Genomic DNA, 23,537 nt, shown 5'->3' with positions numbered 1-23,537 from the left:
TTTTTATATTAAATCTGCTAATTCGGTTCCTATTAAACTGCCTATTGCTACGCCCATTCCTCCTAATCGTACGCCACAATACACATTTTCAGACAATTGTTCTACTATAGGATTCTTGCTATTGCCAATTCCCATGATGCCACTCCAGCGATGTTCTATCTTGAAATCTTGATTCGGCAAAATTACTTCTTTTAATAAGTCTTCCAATTTTTTTTGCACAATTTCTGTTTGACCAAATTCGGTGGTGGTTTCGGTTTCAAAGTCTAAATTTCTACCACCTCCAAGTAAAATACGATCACCAATATTCCTAAAGTAATAGTACCCTTTATCTAAATGGAAAGTTCCTTTTATGTCTAAATTTGGAATGGGTTCTGTAATTAAAACTTGTGCTCTTGCAGGTTTTACACCAACGTTAGTTAGTGTATTGGCAAAACCATTGGTAGCAAATAGTAGTTTTTTAGTTGTAAAACTAAAATCTCCAAGAGCTACTTCAACTCCATTTTCTTTTTCAAAATAAGAAGTCACCGTTTGTTGGTTTAAAATTAAAATGTCTTGCGAAACCGCTTGTTTCAATAAGGTTTGCATCATATTTCCAGTGTCTATTTGAGCTTCAAAAGGATTGAAAATCAAATATTCGTGAATACCACCGAAACCAAAACGATCTACTTCTTTGGCAAATACATCCGACTTGAACAATGGTTTTAAAATTTCGTTTATAAAAGGAAGCTTGTTCGAGCATTCGGAATAACTGCTGTCTTGATCCTTCAAAAATAGTTCATAACCGCCATAAGGTTTAAAGTCAATTGCGGTGTCGCCAAGTCTTTTTCTTAACAATTGCAACCCATTCCACCGTTTTTGAATAAGTTGAATAACTTCTTCTTCGGTATGTGATTTCAAATCATCAATAATTTCAGAAATGCTTCCAAAACAGGCAAAACCTGCATTTTTAGTACTTGCTCCCTGTGGCAACATTCCTTTTTCTAAAATCAAAATGGTACTGTTTGGATATTTTTCGCGCAAGCGTAATCCAGCATGTAGCCCAACTATACCACTCCCAACAATAGTGAAATCTACATTGCTAAACCAATTTTTTAATTCCCAATAGCTTAACTCCATTTTGCTTTTTTTTATAAAATTAAATAAATTATCGGGTTTTCACATACACATGCATTATAAAATAATTTTCATTGCTAAAAATTATTACAATAGACAAACCGTATTTTTTTATAAACACAAAAGTACTTTTAAAATATTTTGAAACGAAATATTCGGCATTTTCTGCCCATATCGTTCCCGCCAATATTCCTAAACTTGTGAACTGAACCCCAGTTCACAAGGTTTATCCATTATGTCGGGGCTAGATAGTGAATATTAGTTTTGGAAGTAATTGTTGATCTCAAGTAGTCCATACTTTTTAAAAACCAATAAATAGAGAATCTAAGGGTATTATTTCTTTTGAAACAGAAGTTTTTTAATTAAAACTGGTCTTTTGGCATTATAATTGTTTACTATAAATCATTATAAAATCAGTGTCCTTATGTTAAGCAGATCAATGTATTGCAATTGGTTTTATTGAAAATTAAAATAAAAAAAAGGTTATGTTTGATAATGTAGATCAACTTATTGAAGTTAATTTAAAATTATTATATTCATCAAAATCTCAATTTATGATGCGTATTAATTTTAAAGATGAACTAGGGTTTAATTTGAAAAATTCTAGAGGTTTTGCTGAAATATTGGAAGATAAAGGATTGATTAAATTAGAAGTAAGTCAAGGTTTTCGCTGTGATTTAACTGATTTTGGAAAACAAGTTTTTGAAAACGGAGGTTGGAATGAATACTTAAACACGGTCGAATCGTATACCAAATTTAATCCCATGATAGATTTGGATTTGGAAGTTAAAAAAATTAAAAAATCTTTTTTTAAAAAAATGATGCTAACAAGTATTATTGTTTTGATTTTGTGCTTCTTTATCACTTTATTAACGGTTGAATATCTAAAAATTTCTTAAATTTTTTTATCCTAATTTAGTACTGAATTAGGAGTTGTTTTTTATGAATATTTTATGGTTGTGGTATTATTCAAATTATGAATTATAATGCTACATTTGAAAACCAAAAGAAAATATTCAATTATTATGAGAAAAACGCTCTTTTTAATGCTAACTATGATAAGTTTAACAGCAACAGCCCAAAAAGTAATGACTCCAGAATTGCTATGGCAATTGGGTCGAATGACCCCTTTAGGAATTTCAAAGGATGGGGCAACTATTGTTTACAAAGTGTCGACACCCTCAGTCGAAGAAAACAAATCCATTTCAAAGTTGTATTCAATTCCTGTAAATGGAGGTACTGCTATTGAAATTAAGGATACCAAAGAAATCTTACTCGATAAAAACACCTCTCCAGATGGAAAGTATATTGTTTACAACGAAGAAGTAAAAATCGACAATGTTTTGGGAAAAGATTTTTACCCAAATCTTGACAAATCAAATGTTCAAATATACAATGGCCTTGATTATCGCCATTGGGATACTTGGAACGAAGGGAAATTCAACCACGTTTTTTATAAAGAAAACAAAGAAGGTGCTTTTGGAGTGGATATTCTAAAAGGGGAAACTTTTGATAGTCCTCAAAAACCTTTTGGAGGCGATGAAGATTATATTTGGTCTCCAGACAGTAAAAATATTCTATATGTATGCAAGAAAAAAGCAGGAACTCAGTATGCTATTTCTACCAATACCAATATTTTCGAATACAATCTAGAAACAGGAAAAACAACAAATAGAACCGAAGAAAATTTAGGCTACGATACAGCTCCTCAATTTTCTCCCTCTGGCAATTTGACTTGGTTGCAAATGAAACGAGATGGTTATGAAGCAGACAAAAACGATTTGATTGTTGAATTCAAAGGAATCAAAATGAATTTGACCGCCAATTGGGACGGAACTGTTGATAGTTTTATGTGGAGTAAAGACGGTAAAAAAATCTACTTTATAGCTCCAATTGATGGAACAAAGCAACTTTTTGAAGTCAATTTTCCAGGAATGACAAAAATTGCAGTTCAAGTGCATCAAATTACAAATGGTGATTTTGATGTAGCCGATTTGGTTGGTTTTTCTGGAGATGAAATTATTGTTACAAGAACAGACATGAATCATGCTGCTGAAATTTTTTCTTATAATGCAAAGAAAAACACTTGGAAACAGTTGACAAATGTAAACACTGCCACTTATGCATCTTTGACATTGGGTAAAACAGAAAGACGTTACGTTACTACTACTGATGGAAAAAAAATGATGGTTTGGGTAGTATTACCTCCAAATTTTGATACTACAAAAAAATATCCAACTTTGTTATTTTGCCAAGGAGGACCACAATCTCCTTTGACACAATCGTACTCTTTTAGATGGAATTTCTCATTGATGGCGGCAAATGGATATATAGTAGTTGCTCCAAATCGCCGTGGGATGCAAGGTCATGGAGTGGAGTGGAATGAGCAAATTAGTAAAGATTGGGGCGGACAAGTAATGGACGATTACCTTTCGGCAATTGATGATGTGTCCAAAGAAAGTTATGTAGACAAAACACGTTTAGGATGTGTTGGTGCTAGTTACGGTGGATATTCGGTGTTTTATTTAGCAGGAATTCACAACAATAGATTCAAGAGTTTTATCGCTCATGATGGCGTTTTCAATACACAAAGTATGTTTGGTACCACCGAAGAAGTTTTCTTTAATAATTGGGATTTTGGAGGTGCGTATTGGGAAAAAGATAATGTTACTGCCCAAAAAACATACACAACCTTTAATCCAATAAATTATGTGCAAAATTGGAATACTCCAATTTTAATCATTCAAGGAGGAAATGATTTTAGAGTTTGTATAGGTCAATCGCAAGAGGCATTTCAAGCGGCTCAACTTCGAGGTATAAAAAGTAGATTCCTCTATTTTCCTGAAGAGAATCATTGGGTTTTAAAACCACAAAATGCTCAAATATGGCAAAAAGAGTTTTACAAATGGTTGAAAGAAACTTTATAGGGATTACTATTTTTATATAATAATGTAACAATTTCGATATTTTTGTTACAAATAACTAAAACCAAAACTATTTTAAAATGTATAAATTATCAATAAAATCATTTTTTATTGCAACAACATTTGTTGTTGGAACTCAATCCATGCACGCCCAAGACGGATTAGTTAATTCTCTAAAGGTAAATGCTAGTGAAAAAAGTGCAGAAAGTTTCAAATTTATCGATGTCATTAATCTTGCCAATACTCCTATAAAAAATCAAGGATCATCTGGAACGTGTTGGAGTTATTCTACCAATTCTTTTTTAGAATCGGAGATGGTTAGAATGGGAAAACAACCTGTAGAATTGTCGCAAGTCTTTTCTGCGCGTAATGCTTATGTTGAAAAAGGAAAGAATTACGTGCGTATGCATGGTGCTGTAACACTTGGTGATGGTGGAGAATTGCATGATGTAACCAACATGTACAAAAAATACGGAGCTGTCCCTCAAGAAGTATATACAGGTTTAAATTATGGGACTTCTAAAAATAAGTTTGGAGAAATGGCTGCTTTAACAGAAGCGATGTTGGCCGCAATAGTAAAAAACCCCAATGGAGAATTGACTCCAAATTGGGAAAAAGCTTACGCAGCAGTTATCGATTCTTATTTGGGTCAAGTTCCAGAAAACTTTACTTATAAAGGAAAAAATTATACGCCAAAATCTTTCGCTAAGGAAGTGGTAGGAATTAATCCAGATGAATATATTGAATTTGCATCGTATTCAAATGAACCTTATTATGCAAAAACAATGATGATGGTTCCAGATAATTGGTCTTTTGATTTGGTTTATAATGTAAAAATGAATGATATGACTGCAATCATAGACAATGCATTGAAAAACGGATATACAGTTGCTTGGGCTTCGGATGTGAGTGAAAAAAGTTTCAGTTGGAAAAATGGTGTGGCTTATGTTCCGACCAAAAAGTTTGATGATATGTCTGGTGTAGAAAAGGAAAACATGTTCAACGGTCCAAAAGAAGAACTAGAAATCACCGAAGAATTGCGTCAAAAAGCATTTGATAATTACCAAACTACCGATGATCATGCCATGCATATCGTTGGGATTGCCAAAGATCAAATGGGTAAAGAATATTATATTGTAAAGAATTCTTGGGGAGCTACTAATGACTATAAAGGATACTTGTATGTGAGCAAGAATTTTGTAAAATACAAAACAACTTCATTAATGGTAAATAAAGGTGGTGTACCTGTAGATATTGCTAAGAAAATAGGAGCGTAACTTTATTTCTTTATCATTTTATAAAAGCCTGTCTTGATTTCAAGGCAGGCTTTTGTGTTTTATATTGATTTGTATTATGGAGCAAAAAAAATCCCATTCCGTTAAGAATGGGATTTAATATTTGATTTATTCTGGATCATTCATTTTGAAAGTGTCCATGAAGGCAGTGGTGTATACTCCAGATATATATCTTGGATCGTCCATCAATTGTCTGTGAAAAGGTATAGTTGTTTTGATACCTTCAATTACAAATTCGTCTAATGCTCTTCTCATTTTACTAATAGCTTCTTCACGAGTTTGGGCTGTAGTAATTAATTTGGCGATCATAGAATCGTAATTTGGTGGAATTGTATATCCAGAGTACACATGTGTGTCTAGACGTACTCCATGTCCTCCTGGCATATGTAGTGTTGTGATTTTTCCCGGTGAAGGTCTAAAATCATTGTAAGGATCTTCGGCGTTGATACGACATTCGATAGCGTGTAATTGTGGCAAATAATTTTTACCTGAAATTGGCACACCAGCGGCAACTAATATTTGCTCGCGAATTAAGTCGTAATCTACAACTTGTTCTGTAATAGGGTGTTCTACTTGGATACGAGTGTTCATTTCCATGAAGTAGAAATTTCTGTGTTTGTCTACCAAAAACTCAACAGTTCCTGCACCTTCGTATTTAATGTATTCTGCTGCTTTTACAGCAGCTTCACCCATTTTTTGGCGAAGTTCATCTGTCATAAACGGAGAAGGAGTCTCCTCGGTCAATTTTTGATGACGTCTTTGAACAGAACAATCTCTTTCAGAAAGGTGACAAGCTTTACCGTAAGAATCTCCAACAACTTGAATTTCGATGTGACGAGGCTCTTCAATTAATTTTTCAAGATACATTCCGTCATTTCCAAATGCTGCTGCCGATTCTTGACGCGCGCCTTCCCATGCTTTAAGTAAATCTTCAGGAGCCCAAACAGCCCTCATTCCTTTACCTCCACCACCGGCAGTTGCTTTTAACATCACAGGATATCCAAATTTGTTGGCAATTTCTGCAGCTTGTTCAAAAGATTCCAAAATTCCAACGGAACCAGGTACGCAAGGTACTCCAGCTTCAATCATTGTTGATTTTGCAGAAGCTTTGTCGCCCATACGATCAATCATATCTGGAGATGCACCAATGAATTTTATGTTGTGTTCTTGACAGATTTTAGAAAATTTGGCGTTTTCAGAAAGGAATCCGTAACCCGGGTGTATTGCGTCTGCATTTGTAATTTCGGCAGCAGCAATTATATTAGACATCTTTAAATAAGACAAATTACTAGGAGGAGGGCCTATACAAACGGCTTCGTCGGCAAACTTCACATGTAAACTTTCTGCATCGGCAGTAGAATAAACAGCTACTGTTTTGATGCCCATTTCTCTACATGTTCTAATAATACGAAGTGCGATTTCTCCTCTATTGGCTATTAGTATTTTTTTAAACATTTTTTTAAAATTAGATTAATTAGACAATTTGATACTTTAGACAAAAAGATAATAGATGAATAGATAATAGACAAAATACATAAAAGTAAATTTGATTTTTCAAATTGTACATAATTATAAAAAATCTAAAATAACACTCTTGATTTCGGGCAAAAATCTGATTTCTAAAATCGTTAATCTAAAATCTAAAATTAAGAAGGATCTACCAAGAATAAAGGTTGGTCAAATTCTACTGGAGACATGTCATCTACCAATATTTTTACAATTTTACCAGATATTTCAGATTCAATTTCGTTGAATAATTTCATGGCTTCAATTACACAAAGTACATCTCCTTTTGCAATAGTACTTCCAACTTCAACAAACATTGGTTTGTCTGGAGAAGGTTTTCTATAAAAAGTACCAATAATTGGTGATTTGATTGTGATGAAATGTGCATTTTCTACAACAGCAACTTCTGGAGTCGCCACTGCTGCAGGTGCAATTTGTTGAGGAGCTACAGCTTGTTGAAAAGCACCTTGAGTAGGCATTTGTTGCACATAAGTAGTTTCAGTAGTGCTTCCTTCTAAAGTAGTTCTGATGGTGATTTTAACATCGTCCATTTCTAATTTTACTTCTGCAACACCTGAATTTGCTACAAACTTGATTAGATTTTGAATTTCTTTTAAATCCATAATTATTATTTTTTAGTTTATTTTATTTTTTATCGTAAGCCCAAGTTAAATATATTGATCCCCATGTAAATCCGCCTCCAAAAGCAGCAAAAATGATAGTATCTCCTTTTTTGAATAAATGCTCAAAATCGTATAAGACTAAAGGTAAGGTTGCAGAGGTAGTGTTTCCGTATTTTTCGATATTCATCAATACTTTTGAATTTTCCAAATTCATTCTGCTTGAAGTTGCATCAATGATACGTTTGTTTGCTTGATGAGGTACTAGCCATTTGACGTCTTCATTGGTCAAATTATTTCTTTTTAGAATCAACTCACTTGCATCAGCCATATTAGTTACAGCATATTTAAATACCGTTTTACCGTCTTGAATGATGTTGTGCATGTTATTTTTTAGTGTATCTACAGATGTAGGAAGTAATGAACCTCCAGCTGGTATCTTCAAGAAATCACGACCCACACCATCACTTCTTAGGTATTCATCTTGTAGGCCATAACCTTCGTAGTTAGGTTCAAACAATACTGCACCTGCGCCATCTCCAAAAATAATACAGGTAGCACGATCTGTGTAATCTACAATAGAAGACATTTTATCTGCTCCTATTAGCAAAACTTTTTTATACCTACCAGATTGTACATACGCAGCGGCTGTTGACATTCCGTATAAAAAACTTGAACAAGCGGCTTGCAAATCGTAAGCAAATGCATTTGTTGCTCCAATTTCTGTAGCTACATAAACACCAGTAGCAGCAACATGCATATCTGCAGTAGCAGTAGCCATAATAATTAAATCTATTTCTAGAGGATTTATATTTGCTTTGGCAATTAAATCTTGAGCGGCTTTAATTGCCATATAAGATGTTCCTTTATCGGCATCTTTTAGAATTCTTCTTTCTTTTATTCCGGTACGAGAGGTAATCCACTCATCATTTGTATCTACCATTGTTTCAAGGACTTTGTTTGAAAGTACAAAGTCTGGAACGTATCCTCCAACTGCGGTAATTGCTGCGGTAATTGTATTCATTGTATGCTATAATTTATTGACAAATGGTACCATTTGAAAAATTTTTTAAAGACTTTAAAATTACAATAAAAAAACCAAATTAATTTGTTTAAGGTTTCTTATTTAAGCTGAATTATAAACAACAAAAAAAACTCTCACTAGGTGAGAGTTCCAATATCATTTACAAAAATGTATTAAGCAAGAGCTACAGATTTATCTATAACAACTTGTCCTCTGTAGTACATTTTTCCTTCATGCCAGTAGGCTCTGTGGTATAAATGTGCTTCTCCAGTGATTGGACAAGTAGCGATTTGAGCTACAGTAGCTTTGTAATGTGTTCTTCTCTTATCTCTTCTTGTTTTCGAGATTTTTCTCTTTGGATGTGCCATTTTACTATATTATTTATCCGTTAATAGTTGCTTTAATTTGTCCCATCGTGGGTCAATATTTTCTTCTTTTTTTTCTTCTTTTTTAGTTTCTTTCTTTTGTTCTTTAATTGTTAATTCTTTCAGTTTTGTTAAAGCTTCTGTTTTTAAGCTACCATCTTTAATTCCGGGGTGTACCCTTCTTAGTGGTACTGAAAGTACTATCGTTTCATAAATGTATTGAGAAACATCAATTTCAAATTCGCCAAAAGGCAAAATTAATAGTTCCTCATTGTCATTATTAAAAGCATCTCCAAATCGAACAATTAATTTCATAGTCCCTTTTATAGGCATATCAAAATCTTCACTGGTAAGATCGCAAGGAACATTTATTGTTCCGGCATGTTTGAAAGTAATTTCCAACATGGTGCTTTTCTTTTCTATAACTACATTTACTTTGATGTTTGAATTTTGAAATTCATTATAATCAAAGATTTCAAAGAACGCATTATTTATTTGATACTCAAATTTATGTTTTCCTAGCTTCAATCCTACGAAAGGAATTAAATATTCTTTTGTCTTGCTCATTTCAACAACAATTTGCCCTAAACTTCGGGAGTGCAAAGATATAAAATTATTGCAAATCTAATAATGTTATTCACCTTTTTTTGTTTATAACTGTTTTTCTTTTGTTTTTAAGGGCTTTTGACTGATTTCTGTGTATTGATTTCTGGAATTATAAATATCAATTGCAAGATAAACAGCTTCTTTGAAGGAATTATAGTCGGCTTTGTTCTTTCCTGCAATATCATATGCAGTTCCGTGATCGGGTGAAGTTCTAATTTTATTTAGTCCAGCAGTATAGTTCACGCCGTTACCAAAAGATAATGTCTTAAAAGGTATCAATCCTTGATCGTGATAGGTTGCTATAATGGCATCGTATTTTTCATATTGATTGCTTCCAAAGAAACCATCTGCAGCAAAGGGACCGAAAACCAATGTTCCTTTTTCGAACAATTTTTTTAATGCAGGTTTTAGAATTGCATCATCTTCAGTACCTATTACGCCACCATCACCACAATGTGGATTTAATCCTAAAACAGCAATTTTTGGCTTATTGATACTGAAATCTTGTATTAAAGATTGCTTAACGGTTTCAATTTTTTTAATAATTAATTCCTCTGTTAAGTGTGCAGCAACTTCGTTTAAAGGAATATGGTCTGTTAACAAACCAACTCTTAAATTATCTTGTACCATTAACATAAGTGCATTTCCTTCTAGCTCTTGGTCCAAATAATCGGTATGCCCAGGAAATTTAAAATCTTCTGATTGTATGTTGTATTTGTTTATTGGTGCTGTTACCAAAACGTCTATAATTCCTTCTTTTAATGCTTTGGTAGCTGAAACGAAAGATTTCACGGCATATTCTCCGATTTTATCATTGTTTGTACCTGGGTTTAGGTCAATTCCTTCTCTCCATAGATTGAATACATTAATCTTACCGATAACAATTTGATCAAGTTTGTCTATACCGTGAAGGGCAATAGTTGATTCAAAGTTTTTGCGTATAAAAGAGAGTATTTTTACATTTGCAAAAATAACAGGGGTACAAAGTTCCAACATTCGAGAATCTTCAAATGTTTTTAGAACCACTTCGCTTCCAATACCGTTTAAATCTCCAATTGAAATCCCTACGATTATATTTTCTGCTTTTTTCATAATGTCCTCTAGTTATTTATTGCTATTTTTGAAGTGCAAATTTAGTAAAATAAAATAAGAAATGTTTACAGGAATTATAGAAACCCTTGGTACAGTTCAAGAGGTTAAAAAAGAGAAGGATAATATTCATATTACAATAGATTCGTCTATTACTGAAGAGTTGAAAATTGACCAAAGTGTGGCACATAATGGAATTTGTTTGACTGTTGTGGCTATAGCAGGAACGACTTATACCGTTACTGCAATTGGTGAAACTATCAAAAAGACAAATATTTCAAACTGGGAGGTTGGAAATGAGGTAAATTTGGAAAGAGCGATGAAATTGGGAGATCGTTTAGACGGGCATATTGTACAGGGACATGTGGACCAGGTAGGAACATGTATTGTGGCCAAAGAAACTAACGGCAGTTGGTTTTATACTTTTGAATATGATCCAACATTGCAAAATATTACTATAGAGAAAGGTTCAATAACGGTAAATGGGGTAAGTTTGACTGTGGTGGATAGTGGGGCAACTAATTTTAGCGTAGCTATTATACCGTATACTTATGAACATACCAATTTTAATTCTTTTGTTGTAGGTACCAAAGTTAATCTTGAATTTGATGTTATTGGGAAATATGTTTCCAGATTGTATGGGAATAAATAATACGCTAAACAGCGATTGTTTTTGATTTACAAAAAAGCGTTCATTTAAATGGACGCTTTTTTGTTTTGAATGTGTTTGTATATTTTATAGGTACCGTATAGTATGGCTAGTAGTACAAGTATTTTTATGTTTTGATCAATAGGTAATTCAGGATGTCCTGGATTGTCATCGTCTGCTGCTGCTGGTGCTGGAGGGGTATTTGCGAAAATTACCGTTTCCATTAGAAGAAATGTCAGAGTAATGTAAAAATTAGCTTTTAAATTCTTCATAGTTTTGCAAAAATTGGATTTTCAATTTAACTAAAAAATTGGTCTTTAATTGTATAAGTCCTTCTTTTTTTAGAATAATTAATGGGCAAAACTATAAATATTTTTTAAACTACCAATATTAAATGAGCGATTAAGTGTTAAATTTAACGTTTAAATTAAATTTTATTTTTATTAAGTAAGAAAAAATTCATATCTTGAATGATATGTAAGTGAATTAGTTGTTTAAAAACTCCAAACCATAGATTTATCATCGGATTTGAAATTTGTTACGCCTTTAACAAAAAAAAAGCCTCTCAATTGCTTGAAAGGCTTGTAAACTGTGGTCCCACCTGGGCTCGAACCAGGGACCACCTGATTATGAGTCAGGTGCTCTAACCAGCTGAGCTATAGGACCGGTTTAGAGTTTGCAATATTACTACAATTATTTTGTTGTTACAAGTATTTTCAAGGTAGATTTTGAGATTATTTGTGGAATTTGTCAAAACGGTTTCAAAAACTGCTGATTATGAATTGACTATATTTTGAATTTATTTATTTTATTTCTTGACATAATTCGATTAATACACCATTGGTGCCTTTTGGGTGCAAAAAAGCGACCAATTTATTGTCGGCTCCTTTTTTTGGGATTTCGTTTAGGACTATAAATCCTTCGGATTTGAGACGTTCGATTTCGAAAAGAATGTCTTCTACGTCAAATGCGATGTGGTGGATTCCTTCTCCTTTTTTTTCAAGGAACTTGGCTATGGGACTATCGGGATTGGTGGCTTCTAGAAGTTCTATTTTGTTGGGACCGTTCATAAAGAAGGACGTTTTTACGCCTTCGCTGGCGACTTCTTCTTGTTTGTAGGCTGGTGCACCAAAGAGTTTTTCGAAAAGTAAATTGGATATTTCTAGGTTTTTGACTGCGATGCCGATATGTTCTATTTTTCTCATGGTGTGTTGTTTTGCGTTTTTAAATAGTTACAAAAAAGAATTATTTCTCTTTAGGCCCTGATGGAAGTGGCATCTCTCGATATGGAAAAACAAGGCTTTTTTGCCGTAGTTTTTGTTAATAGGGAATATAGCGGACAGCAGGAACTTTACCTTCTAAAAAGCCCAATTTTCCGCTCCTAATTATTCTCCTAAATCATAAAACAAATATAAAAAACTTTATGAGTTTATGACTTTGTAAGGTGGTCTCTTAAAAAAATAGTATTTTTGCAACATGGAAACAAATAGACAGAAAAAAATAGGTGGGGTTATCCAAAAAGATTTGGTTGATATTCTGCAAGGTGAAGTGAGAAAAAATGGAATTACAAATTTGATAATTTCAGTATCCAAAGTTACGGTGACTACAGATTTGTCTGTGGCGACGGTACATTTAAGCATTTTTCCTCAGGAAAAAGCGAAGGAAACGTTGTTGGCAATCAAGACAAATTCGACTTTGATTAAACACGATTTATCGCAAAGAGTGCGTTTGCAATTGCGTAAAGTTCCGAATTTGGTTTTCTTTATTGACGATTCTTTGGATTATATCGAGAAGATTGACAATGCTTTGGCGAATAGGGATAATCCTATAGAGAACAGAGATTTGTTGGACAAACGCAGATTTCAATAAAGTTTGAATTTTCCTCTTTACATAGCCAAGCGGTATATTTTTAGCAAAAGCAAAAATAATGCTATCAATATTATTAATCGTATTGCCAGTATGGGGATTATTGTGGGAGCAATGGCGTTGTTTGTCGTGCTCTCTGTTTTTACAGGTTTGAAAGAATTTAGTCTTTCGTTTACAAATGATATTGATCCTGATCTTAAAGTGAACAGTACGCTAGGAAAATCCTTTTTTATTGTACCCAAACAGGAAAAAGAGATTTCAGAAATTGAAGGCGTTGCGCATTATTCCAAAATTATTGAAGAACGTGTTTTGTTTACTTTTAACGGGAAACAAGAGGTTACTTACTTAAAAGGTGTTGATTCTACTTTTAGCACTGTTAGCAATTTTAATAAAAAACTATACAACGGGCAATGGCTGAAACCAGACACGTACCAAGTGGTGGTAGGGTATGGACTTGCTCAAAAGTTTTCGTTGGGCTTGCTGGATTACAACAATTCATTTGAGGTTTTTGTACCAAAACCGGGAAAAGGCGCTATAGAAAACCCCGCTCAAGCATTTAATTCAACTGATGTTTTTCCAGTTGGGATTTACGCAATTAGTGAGGATTTGGATTCTAAATATGTGTTTGCTGATTTGGGTTTGGCACAGGAATTATTGGAATACAAAACCAATCAGATTTCTGGTCTTGAAATCAAATTAAAGCAAGGTGCTGATGAAAGTGCTGTTATCGGGAAACTTCAATCGATTTTTAAGAATAAAATCACCATTAAAAACAAGGAACAGTTAAACGAAGCCTTGTATAAAATGCTTAATACCGAGAATATTGCAGTGTATTTGATATTTACTCTGGTTATTATAGTAGCGCTTTTTAACTTAATTGGCGCATTGATTATGATGATCTTGGATAAAAAAGGAAACTTAAAAACACTTTTTAATCTGGGAACCGATATTAAAGATTTGCGAAATATATTTTTACTTCAAGGAACTCTCTTGAGTGTTTTTGGTGGAATTATTGGTTTGCTTTTGGGTGTTGTATTTGTTGTGTTGCAACAGCAATACCAAATGATTATGATAACTCCGACACTGGCTTATCCGGTGGTTTTTACATTAGAAAATTTAGGGATAGTTATGGCGACTATTGTTACGCTTGGTTTTATTGCTTCACTGATTGCGAGTAGTAGAGTGAGTAAGAAGTTGTTGAATTAAGATTTTTGATTAACGATTTTTGATTTAAAAAATACTGATTATAAAATCTGTGAAATTTTGTTAGGGATATCTTCTTTTGAATGCCAAAATGCTAAGATATAAACCTCGTTATTTTCCCAAATGTAATACAAACCATAAGGAAATTTATCCAGCCAAAATATCCTGACTTTAGAATAACGGCATTGGAAACTTTCGGGGTTTTTTGAAATAGTTTTAAAACCCAATCGAATTTCCTTTTCTACTCGTTTTGCTAGAATAATGTTCTTCGAGGCATAATAGGAAATTACATTTTCGATTTCAACTGTAGTATTTGTTTTTAAAGTGAGTTTGCTATAACTCATATTTGGATTTTAAAGAATCTAAAAATTCAAATGCATCTACTCCAGATTTAGGGTTTTCTTGATGTTCTAATAATCGATTATCGAGTTCTTTTTTTTGATTTTCGGATAAAGAAACAGGTTCGATTTCGTGCAACACAAAATTCTTCACTTTCTGAATAACAGAAGCGTCATTGATGTTTTGAAGTAAATCAATTAAAAAAGATTTTTCGGTTTGAACACTCATAATAAAGATTGTTTACAACAAATATAATGAAAATTAGAAAACAATAATTGGGGTTCTTTGATTATTACACAACCTCATATCCTGCATAAGCTTCTTCAATCTCATTTAGAACGGCAAATAATTCTTCGGGAAGATCAAGAGTAACTAATTTTTGTTTATAAGTTTTAAAAGAGTGAATTCCTTTGAAATAATTGGTATAATGTGGACGAGTCTCAACAATTCCGAGTCTTTGTCCTTTCCATTCCATGGCCCAAGTGAGGTGATTTCGTACGGCTTCGACTCTGTCGGCAACGGTAGGTTTTGCTAAATGTTCACCTGTTTTGAAGAAATGTTTGATTTCGTTGAAAATCCAAGGATATCCAATAGCAGCGCGACCAATCATAATTCCGTCGATGCCGTATTCATTTTTATATTGTAATGCTTTTTCGGGAGAATCAATATCACCATTACCGAAAATAGGCATAGTGATTCTTGGATTGTTCTTGACACGAGCAATATGAGACCAATCAGAATGGCCTTTGTACATCTGGGCACGGGTTCTGGCGTGGATGCTCAAAGCTGCTACGCCAATGTCTTGCAAACGTTCGGCAACCTCATCAATATTTATAGAATTGTCATCCCATCCCAAACGGGTTTTTACAGTAACAGGTAAATGAGTACTGTCGATAACGGCTTGAGTCAGACGAATCATTAAATCAACATCTTTTAGTACTCCGGCACCTGCACCTTTGCATACCACTTTTTTGACAGGACAACCAAAATTGATATCAATTAAATCGGGGTTTACGGTAGAAACTATTTTGGAGGATAATGCCATGGCTTCTTCATCACCTCCAAAAATCTGGATTCCAACTGGACGTTCGTAATCGAAGATGTCTAATTTCATTCGGCTTTTGATGGCGTCACGAATTAATCCTTCGGAAGAAATAAATTCGGAGTACATCAAATCGGCACCATGCTGTTTGCACAATCTGCGAAATGGAGGATCGCTCACATCTTCCATAGGTGCTAACAGTAGGGGGAATTCGGGTAATATAATGTTGCCAATCTTGATCATCGTCCTTAAATTTTTTGCAAAATTACGGTTTTTAGACGAATAGTAGAAAGAGTAAAGAAGAAAGACTTCTTATTAAAGGTGTTAGTTTACGAATTCGACACTTTGAAACTGTTTATTTTAGACTATATTTGCAGATTAATTGTCGCTTTACGGCATTTGCGTGAGGGATAGAAGTGGAAAGCCCACAGTCTCGTCTTTTTCGACGAGACGAGGACTTGTAGCGGATAGCCCGACCCTTGTGGTCACGCCCATACTTCGACTACGCTCAGCAGGACATAAAATTTGATATTATTAGAACATGAAACATATTAGGAATTTTTGCATTATTGCACATATTGATCACGGAAAAAGCACATTGGCAGACCGATTATTGGGAGCAACTCAAACGGTAACGGCCCGTGAAGAAAAGGCGCAATTGCTGGACAATATGGACTTGGAGCGTGAACGTGGTATCACGATTAAAAGCCATGCCATACAAATGGAGTACACGTATAAAGGACAAGAATACATCTTGAACTTGATTGATACTCCAGGGCACGTGGATTTCTCTTATGAAGTTTCCCGCTCTATTGCAGCTTGCGAAGGAGCACTTTTGATTGTTGATGCTGCACAAAGTATTCAAGCACAAACAATCTCTAATTTGTATTTGGCATTGGAAAACGACTTGGAAATTATTCCGGTTTTGAATAAAGTAGATTTACCAAGTGCCAATCCGGAGGAAGTAAGTGACGATATTATTGATTTACTGGGTTGTAAATTGGAAGATATTATTCATGCTTCGGGTAAAACTGGTTTTGGAGTAGAAAATATATTGGCAGCCATTATCGAAAAAATACCGCCTCCATCTGGAAATGTTGATGAGCCGTTACAGGCATTGATTTTTGACTCTCATTACAATCCGTTTCGTGGAATTGAAGTTATTTTTCGTGTAAAAAACGGACAGATCAAAAAAGGGCAAAAAATTAAGTTCATGGCTACTGGCAATGAGTATTTTGCAGATGAAATTGGGACTTTAAAACTAAATCAAGTTCCGAAACAAGTAATTTCGGCAGGTGATGTTGGGTATTTGATTTCGGGTATAAAAGAAGCCAAAGAAGTAAAAGTAGGGGATACATTGACGGATGCTAAAAATCCAACAACAAATATAATTACAGGTTTTGAAGATGTGAAACCAATGGTTTTTGCGGGGATTTACCCAGTAGATACCGAAGATTATGAGGAGTTGAGAAACTCGATGGAAAAATTACAGCTGAATGATGCTTCGTTGGTATTTTTGCCAGAAAGTTCGGCCGCATTAGGATTTGGTTTCCGTTGTGGGTTTTTAGGAATGTTGCACATGGAAATTATTCAGGAGCGTTTGGAGCGAGAGTTTAATATGACGGTTATCACAACAGTTCCTAACGTTTCGTATTTGGCCTACACCAAGAAACATCCTGAAACACCACTTATTGTAAATAATCCTTCGGACTTACCAGAACCATCTCGTTTGGATCACGTTGAAGAGCCTTTTATAAAAGCAACCATCATTACCAAAGCGGATTATGTTGGAAATGTAATGAGTTTGTGTATTGAAAAACGCGGATTGATTACCAACCAAACGTATTTGACTACAGAACGTGTTGAGTTGACTTTTGATATGCCATTGGCTGAAATTGTATTTGACTTTTATGACCGATTGAAAACCGTTTCTAAAGGATACGCTTCATTTGATTATACGCCAATAGGAATGAGAACGTCTAGTTTGGTTAAAGTGGATATTTTGTTGAACGCTACAATCGTAGATGCTTTGTCGTCTTTGATGCATACTGATAATGCGTATTCAATTGGTAAAAAGATGTGTGAGAAACTGAAAGAATTAATTCCACGTCAGCAATTTGACATTCCTGTTCAAGCTGCAATTGGAGTAAAAGTTATCTCTCGCGAAACGATAAAAGCCTTACGTAAAGATGTAACTGCCAAATGTTATGGTGGGGATATTTCCCGTAAACGAAAATTATTGGAAAAACAGAAAAAAGGTAAAAAACGTATGAGATTGGTTGGAAATGTTGAAATTCCGCAAGAAGCATTTATGGCGGTGTTGAAATTGAATGATTAGATTTCTGAGTATTAAGATTTAAGTACAAAGTATTAAGATACAAACCTGATGATGTGAAAATTATCAGGTTTTTTATGTTTTTAGTTCCCCCCTTCGGGAGTTAGGGGGCTTATTTATCCTTCAACCAATCAAACAAACGTTTAGCATCAGAACCTTTAAACAATTGGGTTCCTTCGTTCATCGTTGCTGCAGAACCGCAGGCAACACCCCAACGAATGACTTCTTTCAGACTTTTATTTTGCGAAAGTGCCCAAACCATGCCACCCACCATGCTATCACCGGCACCAACGGTACTTTTCTTGGCTACATTGGGAGCAGGAACAAACTCATAATTGTCTTTGGTTACGAGAACCGCTCCTTGAGGCCCGAGAGAAACCACAACAATTTCGGCTCCGCCTTTGGCAATGATTTGTTTGGCGGCTTCATTGACTTCTTCCATTTCTAGTCGTTCAACTCCAATTAATTTGGCGAGTTCTCCAACGTTTGGTTTTATGAGGTAAGCGCCTGTTTCCAATACTTTTTTCAAGGCTTCTCCAGAAGTATCGACTATCAATTTTGAATTCGATTTTTTTGCAATTTCAGCTACTTTTTGATAAAAATCAGTAGATAAACCTTCATTTAAACTACCGCTGGCTACCATAAATTTTGGTTTCAAGTTGGCTATGGCATCCAGGAAAGCTTGCTCTTCTTCATTGGTGATTTCTCCTCCAGTAAAACCAAAACGGTATTGCGAATTAGTGTTTTCATCTACTGCCACAAAGCTTTCTCTTGTCCATGTTTGGATGGGGATGGCTTGAAAATCTATAGACTCTTTGGCAACCAGTTCTTCCAACATTTTTCCCAACGGTCCTCCCGAAGTAAAGACTGCTAATGAAGTTCCTCCTAAACGTGAAATGGCTTTGGTGACATTGATTCCGCCGCCACCAGCGTCGAAGCGGGGTGCTGAACAACGAATTTTCTGTTCGGCAACTAAGCCTTTAAAATGGGTGCTTTTGTCTAAAGCTGGATTTACGGTTAGGGTAACAATATCGAATGAGTTCATATTTTTTTGGAATGTATTTAAATTGAAATAGACTTAAGTGTATGCTATGCAATTTACTAAAATTTAAACCAAAATTAGGTCTTACACCATTTAGACTTTAAATTTATCTTGATAAAACAATCTAGTTCTACGTCTGTTCGAGTGTTTCGTTAAAAAATGTGATAGCTTTTTTTAATGAAATGTATCGAGAACCATCACCATGTAGGCTTCTCGATATAATTTAGAAAAGTAAAGCTATCGCATTACTTTTCTAAATCACTCGAAGAGACGTTGCGTTTTTATTGCAGTAAAATCAAAGGTTAAATGGTATTACATTATAATTAGTGTAAATAAAAAACAAAATGTAAAATACTGAAATTCATTACATTAAAAATAAAAATCTTTGTATCTTTAAACTCCCCAAATTAATAAAATCAGAATTATGAGAAAAACTCTATTTCTATTTTTATTACTTTGTTCGACTAAATCTTTGTCACAGGGAATCTTAGTCGATACTACTTCTTTGAGTATACCTGAGCTAGTTCGAGAAGAGTTAATGCAAAATGCTTGTGCCAATGAAAGTAATTTTAAGTTTTCATCCCACCAAGGCATTGGTAAGTTCACGAGTACAAATCCTAATTTTCCAATATCGGATGGAATTATTATTCGAAATGGATTAGCCAAATATACCGAAGGAATTTACACAGGTGCCAACGAAAGCAGTCAATTGAATACGGCTACCGATAGTGATTTACAAGCCATAAGCGACAGTAATGGACAATTAGTACCTATTACAGACGTTGGCTATATTCAATTTGATTTCACCCCATTATCGAGTAATTTTAGTTTCGATTTCCTTTTTGCCTCCAATGAATACGGCGAATTTCAATGTGGTTTTAGCGATGTTTTTGCTTTTGTTTTAACCGATTTAACCACAGGAATCGCTACCAATCTTGCTGTTCTCCCAGGAACTTCGACACCAGTTTCGGTCATTAATATTCGTGATGCACAATACAATTCATCCTGTTTGTCTGCCAATGCCAATTTGTTTGGTCTTTATAATGTAACCAATCCAGGAGCATCTGCCATAAATATGAGAGGGGAAACTAAAGTATTAACAGCTTCTTCTACCGTGATTCCGAATCGTACGTACAGCATAAAACTAGCTATTGGCGATTACAATGACAGCAGTTATGATTCGGCAGTATTTATAAAAGGAGGTAGTTTTAAAACGACCATGGATTTAGGTCCCGATAGTACCATTTGCGAAGGCGAAAGAATTACGCTCCAATCTGACTTAGTGGGGAATTACACTTATGTTTGGACATTTAATGGCAGTGTAATTGCTGGAGAAACTTCTAGTTCATTGATTCTAAACAAGGCAGGGACTTATGGTGTTACCGCAACACTTTCTGGTTGTGTTATTAAAGACGAAGTAGTAATTACCGATTTAGTTATAAAGACTCCAAAAAATCTAATCACATGTTATACGGGGAATCCAACCTATCAATATGATTTAACTCAGAACAATTTAATCACATTAGGTTTAAATCCTGCAGAATATTCGCTTAATTATTTTGATTCTTTGGCAAGTGCCAACTCCAATGGACCTACAATTCCCGACAGTCAATTGTCTTCTTTTACCAGTGTAGGTAATCAAACCATTTATATCAAAGCAGTACACGTTTCCAATAAAAACACGTATTGTAGCAATTTACTTTCCTTTGATTTATTAATTACGGTACCTATAAATGTGGTAACACCTGCAGATTTAAGTTTTTGCGACACCAATTTTGGAAGAGTGCCTGTAGATTTGACCGTGCAAGAAACTCCAATTCTTAATGGGCTAAATCCATTAGACTACAAAATCACATTTCATACCAGTCAGGCAGACGCAAACAATGCTTCCAATGCAATTGCCAGTCCGCAAAACTACATCACCTCATTGTCCAAATCTCCAGAAACCATTTGGGTACGAATAGCGGACAGTAAGAGTTCTGTTTGTTTTGCAACAGTAAATTTTAAAGTTATTGTATTTTCACTTCCAACCGTTGATGATATTCCAGATGTGATTGCTTGTAGTGGCTATACTTTGCCACCAATAGTTTCGGGAGAATATTTTACTGGTCCAAACGGTACGGGTATAAAACTAAACATTGGGGATGTCATTACAAAAACAGGAACCTATTATATTTACAGTGGTCCAACAGCCACTAACAAATGTACCAACCAAAATTCGTTTAAACTTACTTTTATTATTGAAATCAATTTTCCAAAAGAAGGCTGTGGCAAATATTTCGTTCCAAGAGTTGATGCAGGCGCTTTTTATACCGCAACTGGAGGCACTGGAAGTCTTCTTCCTGCTGGAACGGTATTATCTACAAGTCAAACTATTTATTATTATGCTATAATTAATGGTGTTGTTTGTCGAGACGAAGCCATTCCTATCACCGTTTATCCATTGCCTTTGGTAGATCAACCCAATGATGTGTTGACTTGCGATTCTTATACTTTGCCGCCATTGACCAATGGAAATTACTTTGCTTTCTCCGGAGGTTTAGGAGCAGCATTGAATGCGGGAGATCGTATAACCTCAAGTCAGACTATCTATATTTTTGTAGATGATGGAAAATGCACTAATGAACATTCGTTTAGAGTCGACATTGTCAATTCTTCAGCCTTTATACCCATAACCGAATGTGGAAGTTACACTTTGCCCGCAGTCGCAATTGGGGGTTATTATGACAGTCCAAACGGCTCGGGAAAATCTATTCCAGCAGGAACGGTAATCACAAGTTCGCAAACGGTTTATTATTATGTAGTAACTACATCTTCTCCAAATTGTACTAATGATTTAAAATATGAAATCACCATAAAACCATTGCCTTTAATTGACAAACCTAGCGACCGATTGGAATGCCAAAGTTATATTTTACCACCTCTATCAAATGGTAATTATTATACCAAAACAAAAGGAGGAGGAATTCCTTTAAATGCTGGAGATGTCATAACTCAAACCCAAACCCTTTATATTTATGTTGTTGGAACGGATTGTACCAATGAGCATCGTTTTAAAATCGAAATCCGACCGCTACCGCTAGTAGATAATTTTACAGATGTGGTTACTTGTACCGATTTTAAACTGCCCAAATTAAAAAACGGAGATTATTACACGGCAACAGGAGGTCCTCACGGATTAGGAGTGTTGCTTCTTGATGGAACGATTATAAATACAACGCAAACCATTTTTATTTACAATGAATGGCCTGATTTTACAAAATGCAGTAACGAATCTTTTTTTAAAGTCAATGCCAACGGAATTGATGTTGGTACTTTTGAAGATGTAAATACTTGCGACAACTATACTTTACCTTCTTTAAAAATTGGTAATTATTATGCACTGCCCAAAGGCAAAGGTGCAATAATCCCAGTGGGAACTGTTTTGAGAACTTCTCAGAAAATATATGTGTATGCCAAAGTTGGAAATAGATTAAGCTGTTTTAGCGAGAAAAGTTTTCAGGTAAATATTTCCACAGCACCAGCTTTAGTTCCTACTGCAGATATAGCCGTTTGCGGAAGCTATACCTTACCTCCGTTATCGATTGGGGAATATTTTTCGGAAACTAATGGAAAAGGGGTGCTTTATTTGGCTGGACAACAAATAACCAGCAACCAAAAAATATACATTTTTGCCAAAGCAGTTGCCAATTCCAACTGTACTTCGCAAGATGATTTCAACATTACTATTTATCCTTTAAAAAATTTAGCTTTAAAAAATTCAGCCATTTGTGTTGATTATCAAACGGGTGTAATTATCAATCCAGCTCCATTAAATTCAACACTCAATGCAACAAGTTATACTACAGAATGGTATTTAGACGGAAATAAAATAAACACAGGAGCCAATTATACCGCCATTCAGGAAGGAACTTACACCGTGGTTCCTATCAAAAACACTCGTGACATAGGAGATGATTGCGGGTACAATCCTGCCACAATAATTGTCGAAAAATCCAGTCCAGCAATTGCAACGGTAACTGTTACCGATGCTTTTGAAGACACTATTGATCTTATTGTCACGATTACAAATGGCTTTGGAATCTATGAATACCAAATGGACAACAGCAATTTTCAGAACAGTAATATCTTTTCCAATGTAGATTCTGGACAGCATATTATAACTGTAAAAGACACCAAAGGAAGCTGTGACAACCGAGTTTTAGTGGCCAATGTTCTTAAATACCCTAAATTTTTCACTCCAAACAATGATGGTTACCACGATACTTGGAACATCATTGCTCTTGCTTTTCAGCCCGATGCGATAATAAATATCTTTGACCGCTACGGAAAATTTCTAAAAGAACTCAGCCCATCAGGCCCAGGATGGGACGGAAATCACAATGGAAATCCACTGCCTTCCACCGATTACTGGTTTCAGGTTTCTTATACTTTAAACGGCGTTGCTCAAGTCTTCAAATCCCATTTTAGTATGAAACGGTAATCAATTGCTTTGTCAGTTCGCAAAAGATGGTTTGGG

Annotated in this window: 21 protein-coding genes and 1 tRNA gene; 8 read left to right on the top strand and 14 right to left on the bottom strand. The window is 34.8% G+C overall.

Going from position 1 to position 23,537, the window contains the following annotated elements; translation table 11 throughout:
- Positions 1–3 precede the first annotated feature (3 nt).
- Positions 4–1,116, bottom strand: a complete 1,113-nt coding sequence (locus tag AC8GF4_RS15645) for an NAD(P)/FAD-dependent oxidoreductase (protein WP_506595914.1) — start codon at positions 1,114–1,116, stop codon at positions 4–6.
- A gap of 482 nt (positions 1,117–1,598) precedes the next feature.
- Between AC8GF4_RS15645 and AC8GF4_RS15640 the strand changes: the two genes are divergently transcribed.
- From AC8GF4_RS15640 to AC8GF4_RS15630, 3 genes are all read left to right on the top strand, one after another.
- The gene (locus AC8GF4_RS15640; RefSeq protein WP_506595913.1) at positions 1,599–2,012 is read left to right on the top strand and encodes a hypothetical protein; all 414 of its coding nucleotides are present in this window, start codon (positions 1,599–1,601) and stop codon (positions 2,010–2,012) included.
- Between the two features lie 126 nt (positions 2,013–2,138).
- Positions 2,139–4,040 carry a S9 family peptidase gene (locus AC8GF4_RS15635; RefSeq protein WP_506595911.1) on the top strand — a complete coding sequence of 634 codons (1,902 nt, stop codon included), beginning with the start codon at positions 2,139–2,141 and terminating at the stop codon, positions 4,038–4,040.
- Between the two features lie 77 nt (positions 4,041–4,117).
- Positions 4,118–5,314, top strand: coding sequence for a C1 family peptidase (locus tag AC8GF4_RS15630; RefSeq protein WP_506595909.1), 1,197 nt, complete (start codon positions 4,118–4,120; stop codon positions 5,312–5,314).
- Positions 5,315–5,440: 126 nt separating this feature from the next.
- Here the strand turns inward: AC8GF4_RS15630 and accC are convergent, their stop codons facing one another.
- From accC to pdxA, 6 genes are all read right to left on the bottom strand, one after another.
- Positions 5,441–6,787, bottom strand: coding sequence for an acetyl-CoA carboxylase biotin carboxylase subunit (gene accC, locus AC8GF4_RS15625; RefSeq protein WP_506595907.1), 1,347 nt, complete (start codon positions 6,785–6,787; stop codon positions 5,441–5,443).
- Positions 6,788–6,978: 191 nt separating this feature from the next.
- Positions 6,979–7,461 (bottom strand): acetyl-CoA carboxylase biotin carboxyl carrier protein, encoded by a 483-nt coding sequence (accB, locus tag AC8GF4_RS15620; protein ID WP_506595906.1) that lies wholly within the window; start codon positions 7,459–7,461, stop codon positions 6,979–6,981.
- A gap of 22 nt (positions 7,462–7,483) precedes the next feature.
- Entirely contained in the window at positions 7,484–8,482 is a 999-nt protein-coding gene (locus tag AC8GF4_RS15615; protein ID WP_506595904.1) for a beta-ketoacyl-ACP synthase III, read from the bottom strand.
- A 173-nt stretch (positions 8,483–8,655) separates the two neighbouring features.
- The gene (gene rpmF, locus AC8GF4_RS15610; RefSeq protein WP_022828950.1) at positions 8,656–8,850 is read right to left on the bottom strand and encodes a 50S ribosomal protein L32; all 195 of its coding nucleotides are present in this window, start codon (positions 8,848–8,850) and stop codon (positions 8,656–8,658) included.
- Between the two features lie 9 nt (positions 8,851–8,859).
- A complete protein-coding gene (locus AC8GF4_RS15605; protein ID WP_506595902.1) occupies positions 8,860–9,414 on the bottom strand; it encodes a YceD family protein in 555 nt (184 codons plus the stop codon).
- Between the two features lie 84 nt (positions 9,415–9,498).
- Positions 9,499–10,548 (bottom strand): 4-hydroxythreonine-4-phosphate dehydrogenase PdxA, encoded by a 1,050-nt coding sequence (gene pdxA, locus AC8GF4_RS15600; RefSeq protein WP_506596066.1) that lies wholly within the window; start codon positions 10,546–10,548, stop codon positions 9,499–9,501.
- A gap of 58 nt (positions 10,549–10,606) precedes the next feature.
- On the opposite strand from pdxA, the gene AC8GF4_RS15595 reads away from it, so the two are divergent.
- Positions 10,607–11,194: a riboflavin synthase gene (locus tag AC8GF4_RS15595; protein ID WP_506595900.1), complete on the top strand. Its 588-nt coding sequence runs from the start codon at positions 10,607–10,609 to the stop codon at positions 11,192–11,194.
- A 44-nt stretch (positions 11,195–11,238) separates the two neighbouring features.
- Here AC8GF4_RS15595 and AC8GF4_RS15590 read toward each other — a convergent pair whose 3' ends face one another.
- From AC8GF4_RS15590 to mce, 3 genes are all read right to left on the bottom strand, one after another.
- Positions 11,239–11,463: an Fjoh_0651 family PID-CTERM protein gene (locus AC8GF4_RS15590; RefSeq protein ID WP_506595899.1), complete on the bottom strand. Its 225-nt coding sequence runs from the start codon at positions 11,461–11,463 to the stop codon at positions 11,239–11,241.
- A 320-nt stretch (positions 11,464–11,783) separates the two neighbouring features.
- Positions 11,784–11,857: transfer RNA gene (locus tag AC8GF4_RS15585), tRNA-Ile, on the bottom strand.
- A 137-nt stretch (positions 11,858–11,994) separates the two neighbouring features.
- Positions 11,995–12,396, bottom strand: coding sequence for a methylmalonyl-CoA epimerase (mce, locus tag AC8GF4_RS15580; protein ID WP_506595897.1), 402 nt, complete (start codon positions 12,394–12,396; stop codon positions 11,995–11,997).
- Between the two features lie 271 nt (positions 12,397–12,667).
- Between mce and rbfA the strand changes: the two genes are divergently transcribed.
- Positions 12,668–13,060: a 30S ribosome-binding factor RbfA gene (gene rbfA, locus AC8GF4_RS15575; RefSeq protein WP_506595896.1), complete on the top strand. Its 393-nt coding sequence runs from the start codon at positions 12,668–12,670 to the stop codon at positions 13,058–13,060.
- Positions 13,061–13,063: 3 nt separating this feature from the next.
- Positions 13,064–14,263, top strand: coding sequence for an ABC transporter permease (locus tag AC8GF4_RS15570; protein ID WP_506595894.1), 1,200 nt, complete (start codon positions 13,064–13,066; stop codon positions 14,261–14,263).
- 38 nt (positions 14,264–14,301) lie between these two features.
- Here the strand turns inward: AC8GF4_RS15570 and AC8GF4_RS15565 are convergent, their stop codons facing one another.
- The 3 genes from AC8GF4_RS15565 to dusB form a co-directional block, all read right to left on the bottom strand.
- Positions 14,302–14,604, bottom strand: a complete 303-nt coding sequence (locus tag AC8GF4_RS15565; RefSeq protein WP_506595893.1) for a type II toxin-antitoxin system RelE/ParE family toxin — start codon at positions 14,602–14,604, stop codon at positions 14,302–14,304.
- Positions 14,594–14,827: a hypothetical protein gene (locus AC8GF4_RS15560; RefSeq protein ID WP_506595892.1), complete on the bottom strand. Its 234-nt coding sequence runs from the start codon at positions 14,825–14,827 to the stop codon at positions 14,594–14,596. The genes AC8GF4_RS15565 and AC8GF4_RS15560 overlap by 11 nt, the downstream gene beginning before the upstream one ends.
- Positions 14,828–14,891: 64 nt before the next feature.
- Entirely contained in the window at positions 14,892–15,884 is a 993-nt protein-coding gene (gene dusB, locus AC8GF4_RS15555; RefSeq protein ID WP_506595890.1) for a tRNA dihydrouridine synthase DusB, read from the bottom strand.
- A 298-nt stretch (positions 15,885–16,182) separates the two neighbouring features.
- Here dusB and lepA point away from each other — a divergent pair, with 298 nt between their 5' ends.
- The gene (lepA, locus tag AC8GF4_RS15550; RefSeq protein ID WP_506595889.1) at positions 16,183–17,979 is read left to right on the top strand and encodes a translation elongation factor 4; all 1,797 of its coding nucleotides are present in this window, start codon (positions 16,183–16,185) and stop codon (positions 17,977–17,979) included.
- Between the two features lie 109 nt (positions 17,980–18,088).
- On the opposite strand, the gene AC8GF4_RS15545 is transcribed toward lepA, so the two are convergent.
- Positions 18,089–19,021: a 1-phosphofructokinase family hexose kinase gene (locus AC8GF4_RS15545; protein ID WP_506595887.1), complete on the bottom strand. Its 933-nt coding sequence runs from the start codon at positions 19,019–19,021 to the stop codon at positions 18,089–18,091.
- Between the two features lie 421 nt (positions 19,022–19,442).
- Between AC8GF4_RS15545 and AC8GF4_RS15540 the strand changes: the two genes are divergently transcribed.
- Positions 19,443–23,501, top strand: coding sequence for a T9SS type B sorting domain-containing protein (locus tag AC8GF4_RS15540; protein WP_506595885.1), 4,059 nt, complete (start codon positions 19,443–19,445; stop codon positions 23,499–23,501).
- Positions 23,502–23,537: the final 36 nt, after the last annotated feature.

The organism is Flavobacterium rarum (SeqCode) (assembly GCF_965234445.1).
Taxonomy (GTDB): domain Bacteria; phylum Bacteroidota; class Bacteroidia; order Flavobacteriales; family Flavobacteriaceae; genus Flavobacterium; species Flavobacterium rarum.
This window is presented reverse-complemented; position numbering and strand designations above follow the sequence as displayed.

What these genes read in the sequence shown, in the direction of transcription:
- AC8GF4_RS15645 (WP_506595914.1), bottom strand. Translation starts at nt 1,116, where the DNA reads ATGGAGTTAAGCTATTGGGAATTAAAAAATTGGTTTAGCAATGTAGAT.
- AC8GF4_RS15640 (WP_506595913.1), top strand. Translation starts at nt 1,599, where the DNA reads ATGTTTGATAATGTAGATCAACTTATTGAAGTTAATTTAAAATTATTA.
- AC8GF4_RS15635 (WP_506595911.1), top strand. Translation starts at nt 2,139, where the DNA reads ATGAGAAAAACGCTCTTTTTAATGCTAACTATGATAAGTTTAACAGCA.
- AC8GF4_RS15630 (WP_506595909.1), top strand. Translation starts at nt 4,118, where the DNA reads ATGTATAAATTATCAATAAAATCATTTTTTATTGCAACAACATTTGTT.
- accC (WP_506595907.1), bottom strand. Translation starts at nt 6,787, where the DNA reads ATGTTTAAAAAAATACTAATAGCCAATAGAGGAGAAATCGCACTTCGT.
- accB (WP_506595906.1), bottom strand. Translation starts at nt 7,461, where the DNA reads ATGGATTTAAAAGAAATTCAAAATCTAATCAAGTTTGTAGCAAATTCA.
- AC8GF4_RS15615 (WP_506595904.1), bottom strand. Translation starts at nt 8,482, where the DNA reads ATGAATACAATTACCGCAGCAATTACCGCAGTTGGAGGATACGTTCCA.
- rpmF (WP_022828950.1), bottom strand. Translation starts at nt 8,850, where the DNA reads ATGGCACATCCAAAGAGAAAAATCTCGAAAACAAGAAGAGATAAGAGA.
- AC8GF4_RS15605 (WP_506595902.1), bottom strand. Translation starts at nt 9,414, where the DNA reads ATGAGCAAGACAAAAGAATATTTAATTCCTTTCGTAGGATTGAAGCTA.
- AC8GF4_RS15595 (WP_506595900.1), top strand. Translation starts at nt 10,607, where the DNA reads ATGTTTACAGGAATTATAGAAACCCTTGGTACAGTTCAAGAGGTTAAA.
- AC8GF4_RS15590 (WP_506595899.1), bottom strand. Translation starts at nt 11,463, where the DNA reads ATGAAGAATTTAAAAGCTAATTTTTACATTACTCTGACATTTCTTCTA.
- mce (WP_506595897.1), bottom strand. Translation starts at nt 12,396, where the DNA reads ATGAGAAAAATAGAACATATCGGCATCGCAGTCAAAAACCTAGAAATA.
- rbfA (WP_506595896.1), top strand. Translation starts at nt 12,668, where the DNA reads ATGGAAACAAATAGACAGAAAAAAATAGGTGGGGTTATCCAAAAAGAT.
- AC8GF4_RS15565 (WP_506595893.1), bottom strand. Translation starts at nt 14,604, where the DNA reads ATGAGTTATAGCAAACTCACTTTAAAAACAAATACTACAGTTGAAATC.
- AC8GF4_RS15560 (WP_506595892.1), bottom strand. Translation starts at nt 14,827, where the DNA reads ATGAGTGTTCAAACCGAAAAATCTTTTTTAATTGATTTACTTCAAAAC.
- dusB (WP_506595890.1), bottom strand. Translation starts at nt 15,884, where the DNA reads ATGATCAAGATTGGCAACATTATATTACCCGAATTCCCCCTACTGTTA.
- lepA (WP_506595889.1), top strand. Translation starts at nt 16,183, where the DNA reads ATGAAACATATTAGGAATTTTTGCATTATTGCACATATTGATCACGGA.
- AC8GF4_RS15545 (WP_506595887.1), bottom strand. Translation starts at nt 19,021, where the DNA reads ATGAACTCATTCGATATTGTTACCCTAACCGTAAATCCAGCTTTAGAC.
- AC8GF4_RS15540 (WP_506595885.1), top strand. Translation starts at nt 19,443, where the DNA reads ATGAGAAAAACTCTATTTCTATTTTTATTACTTTGTTCGACTAAATCT.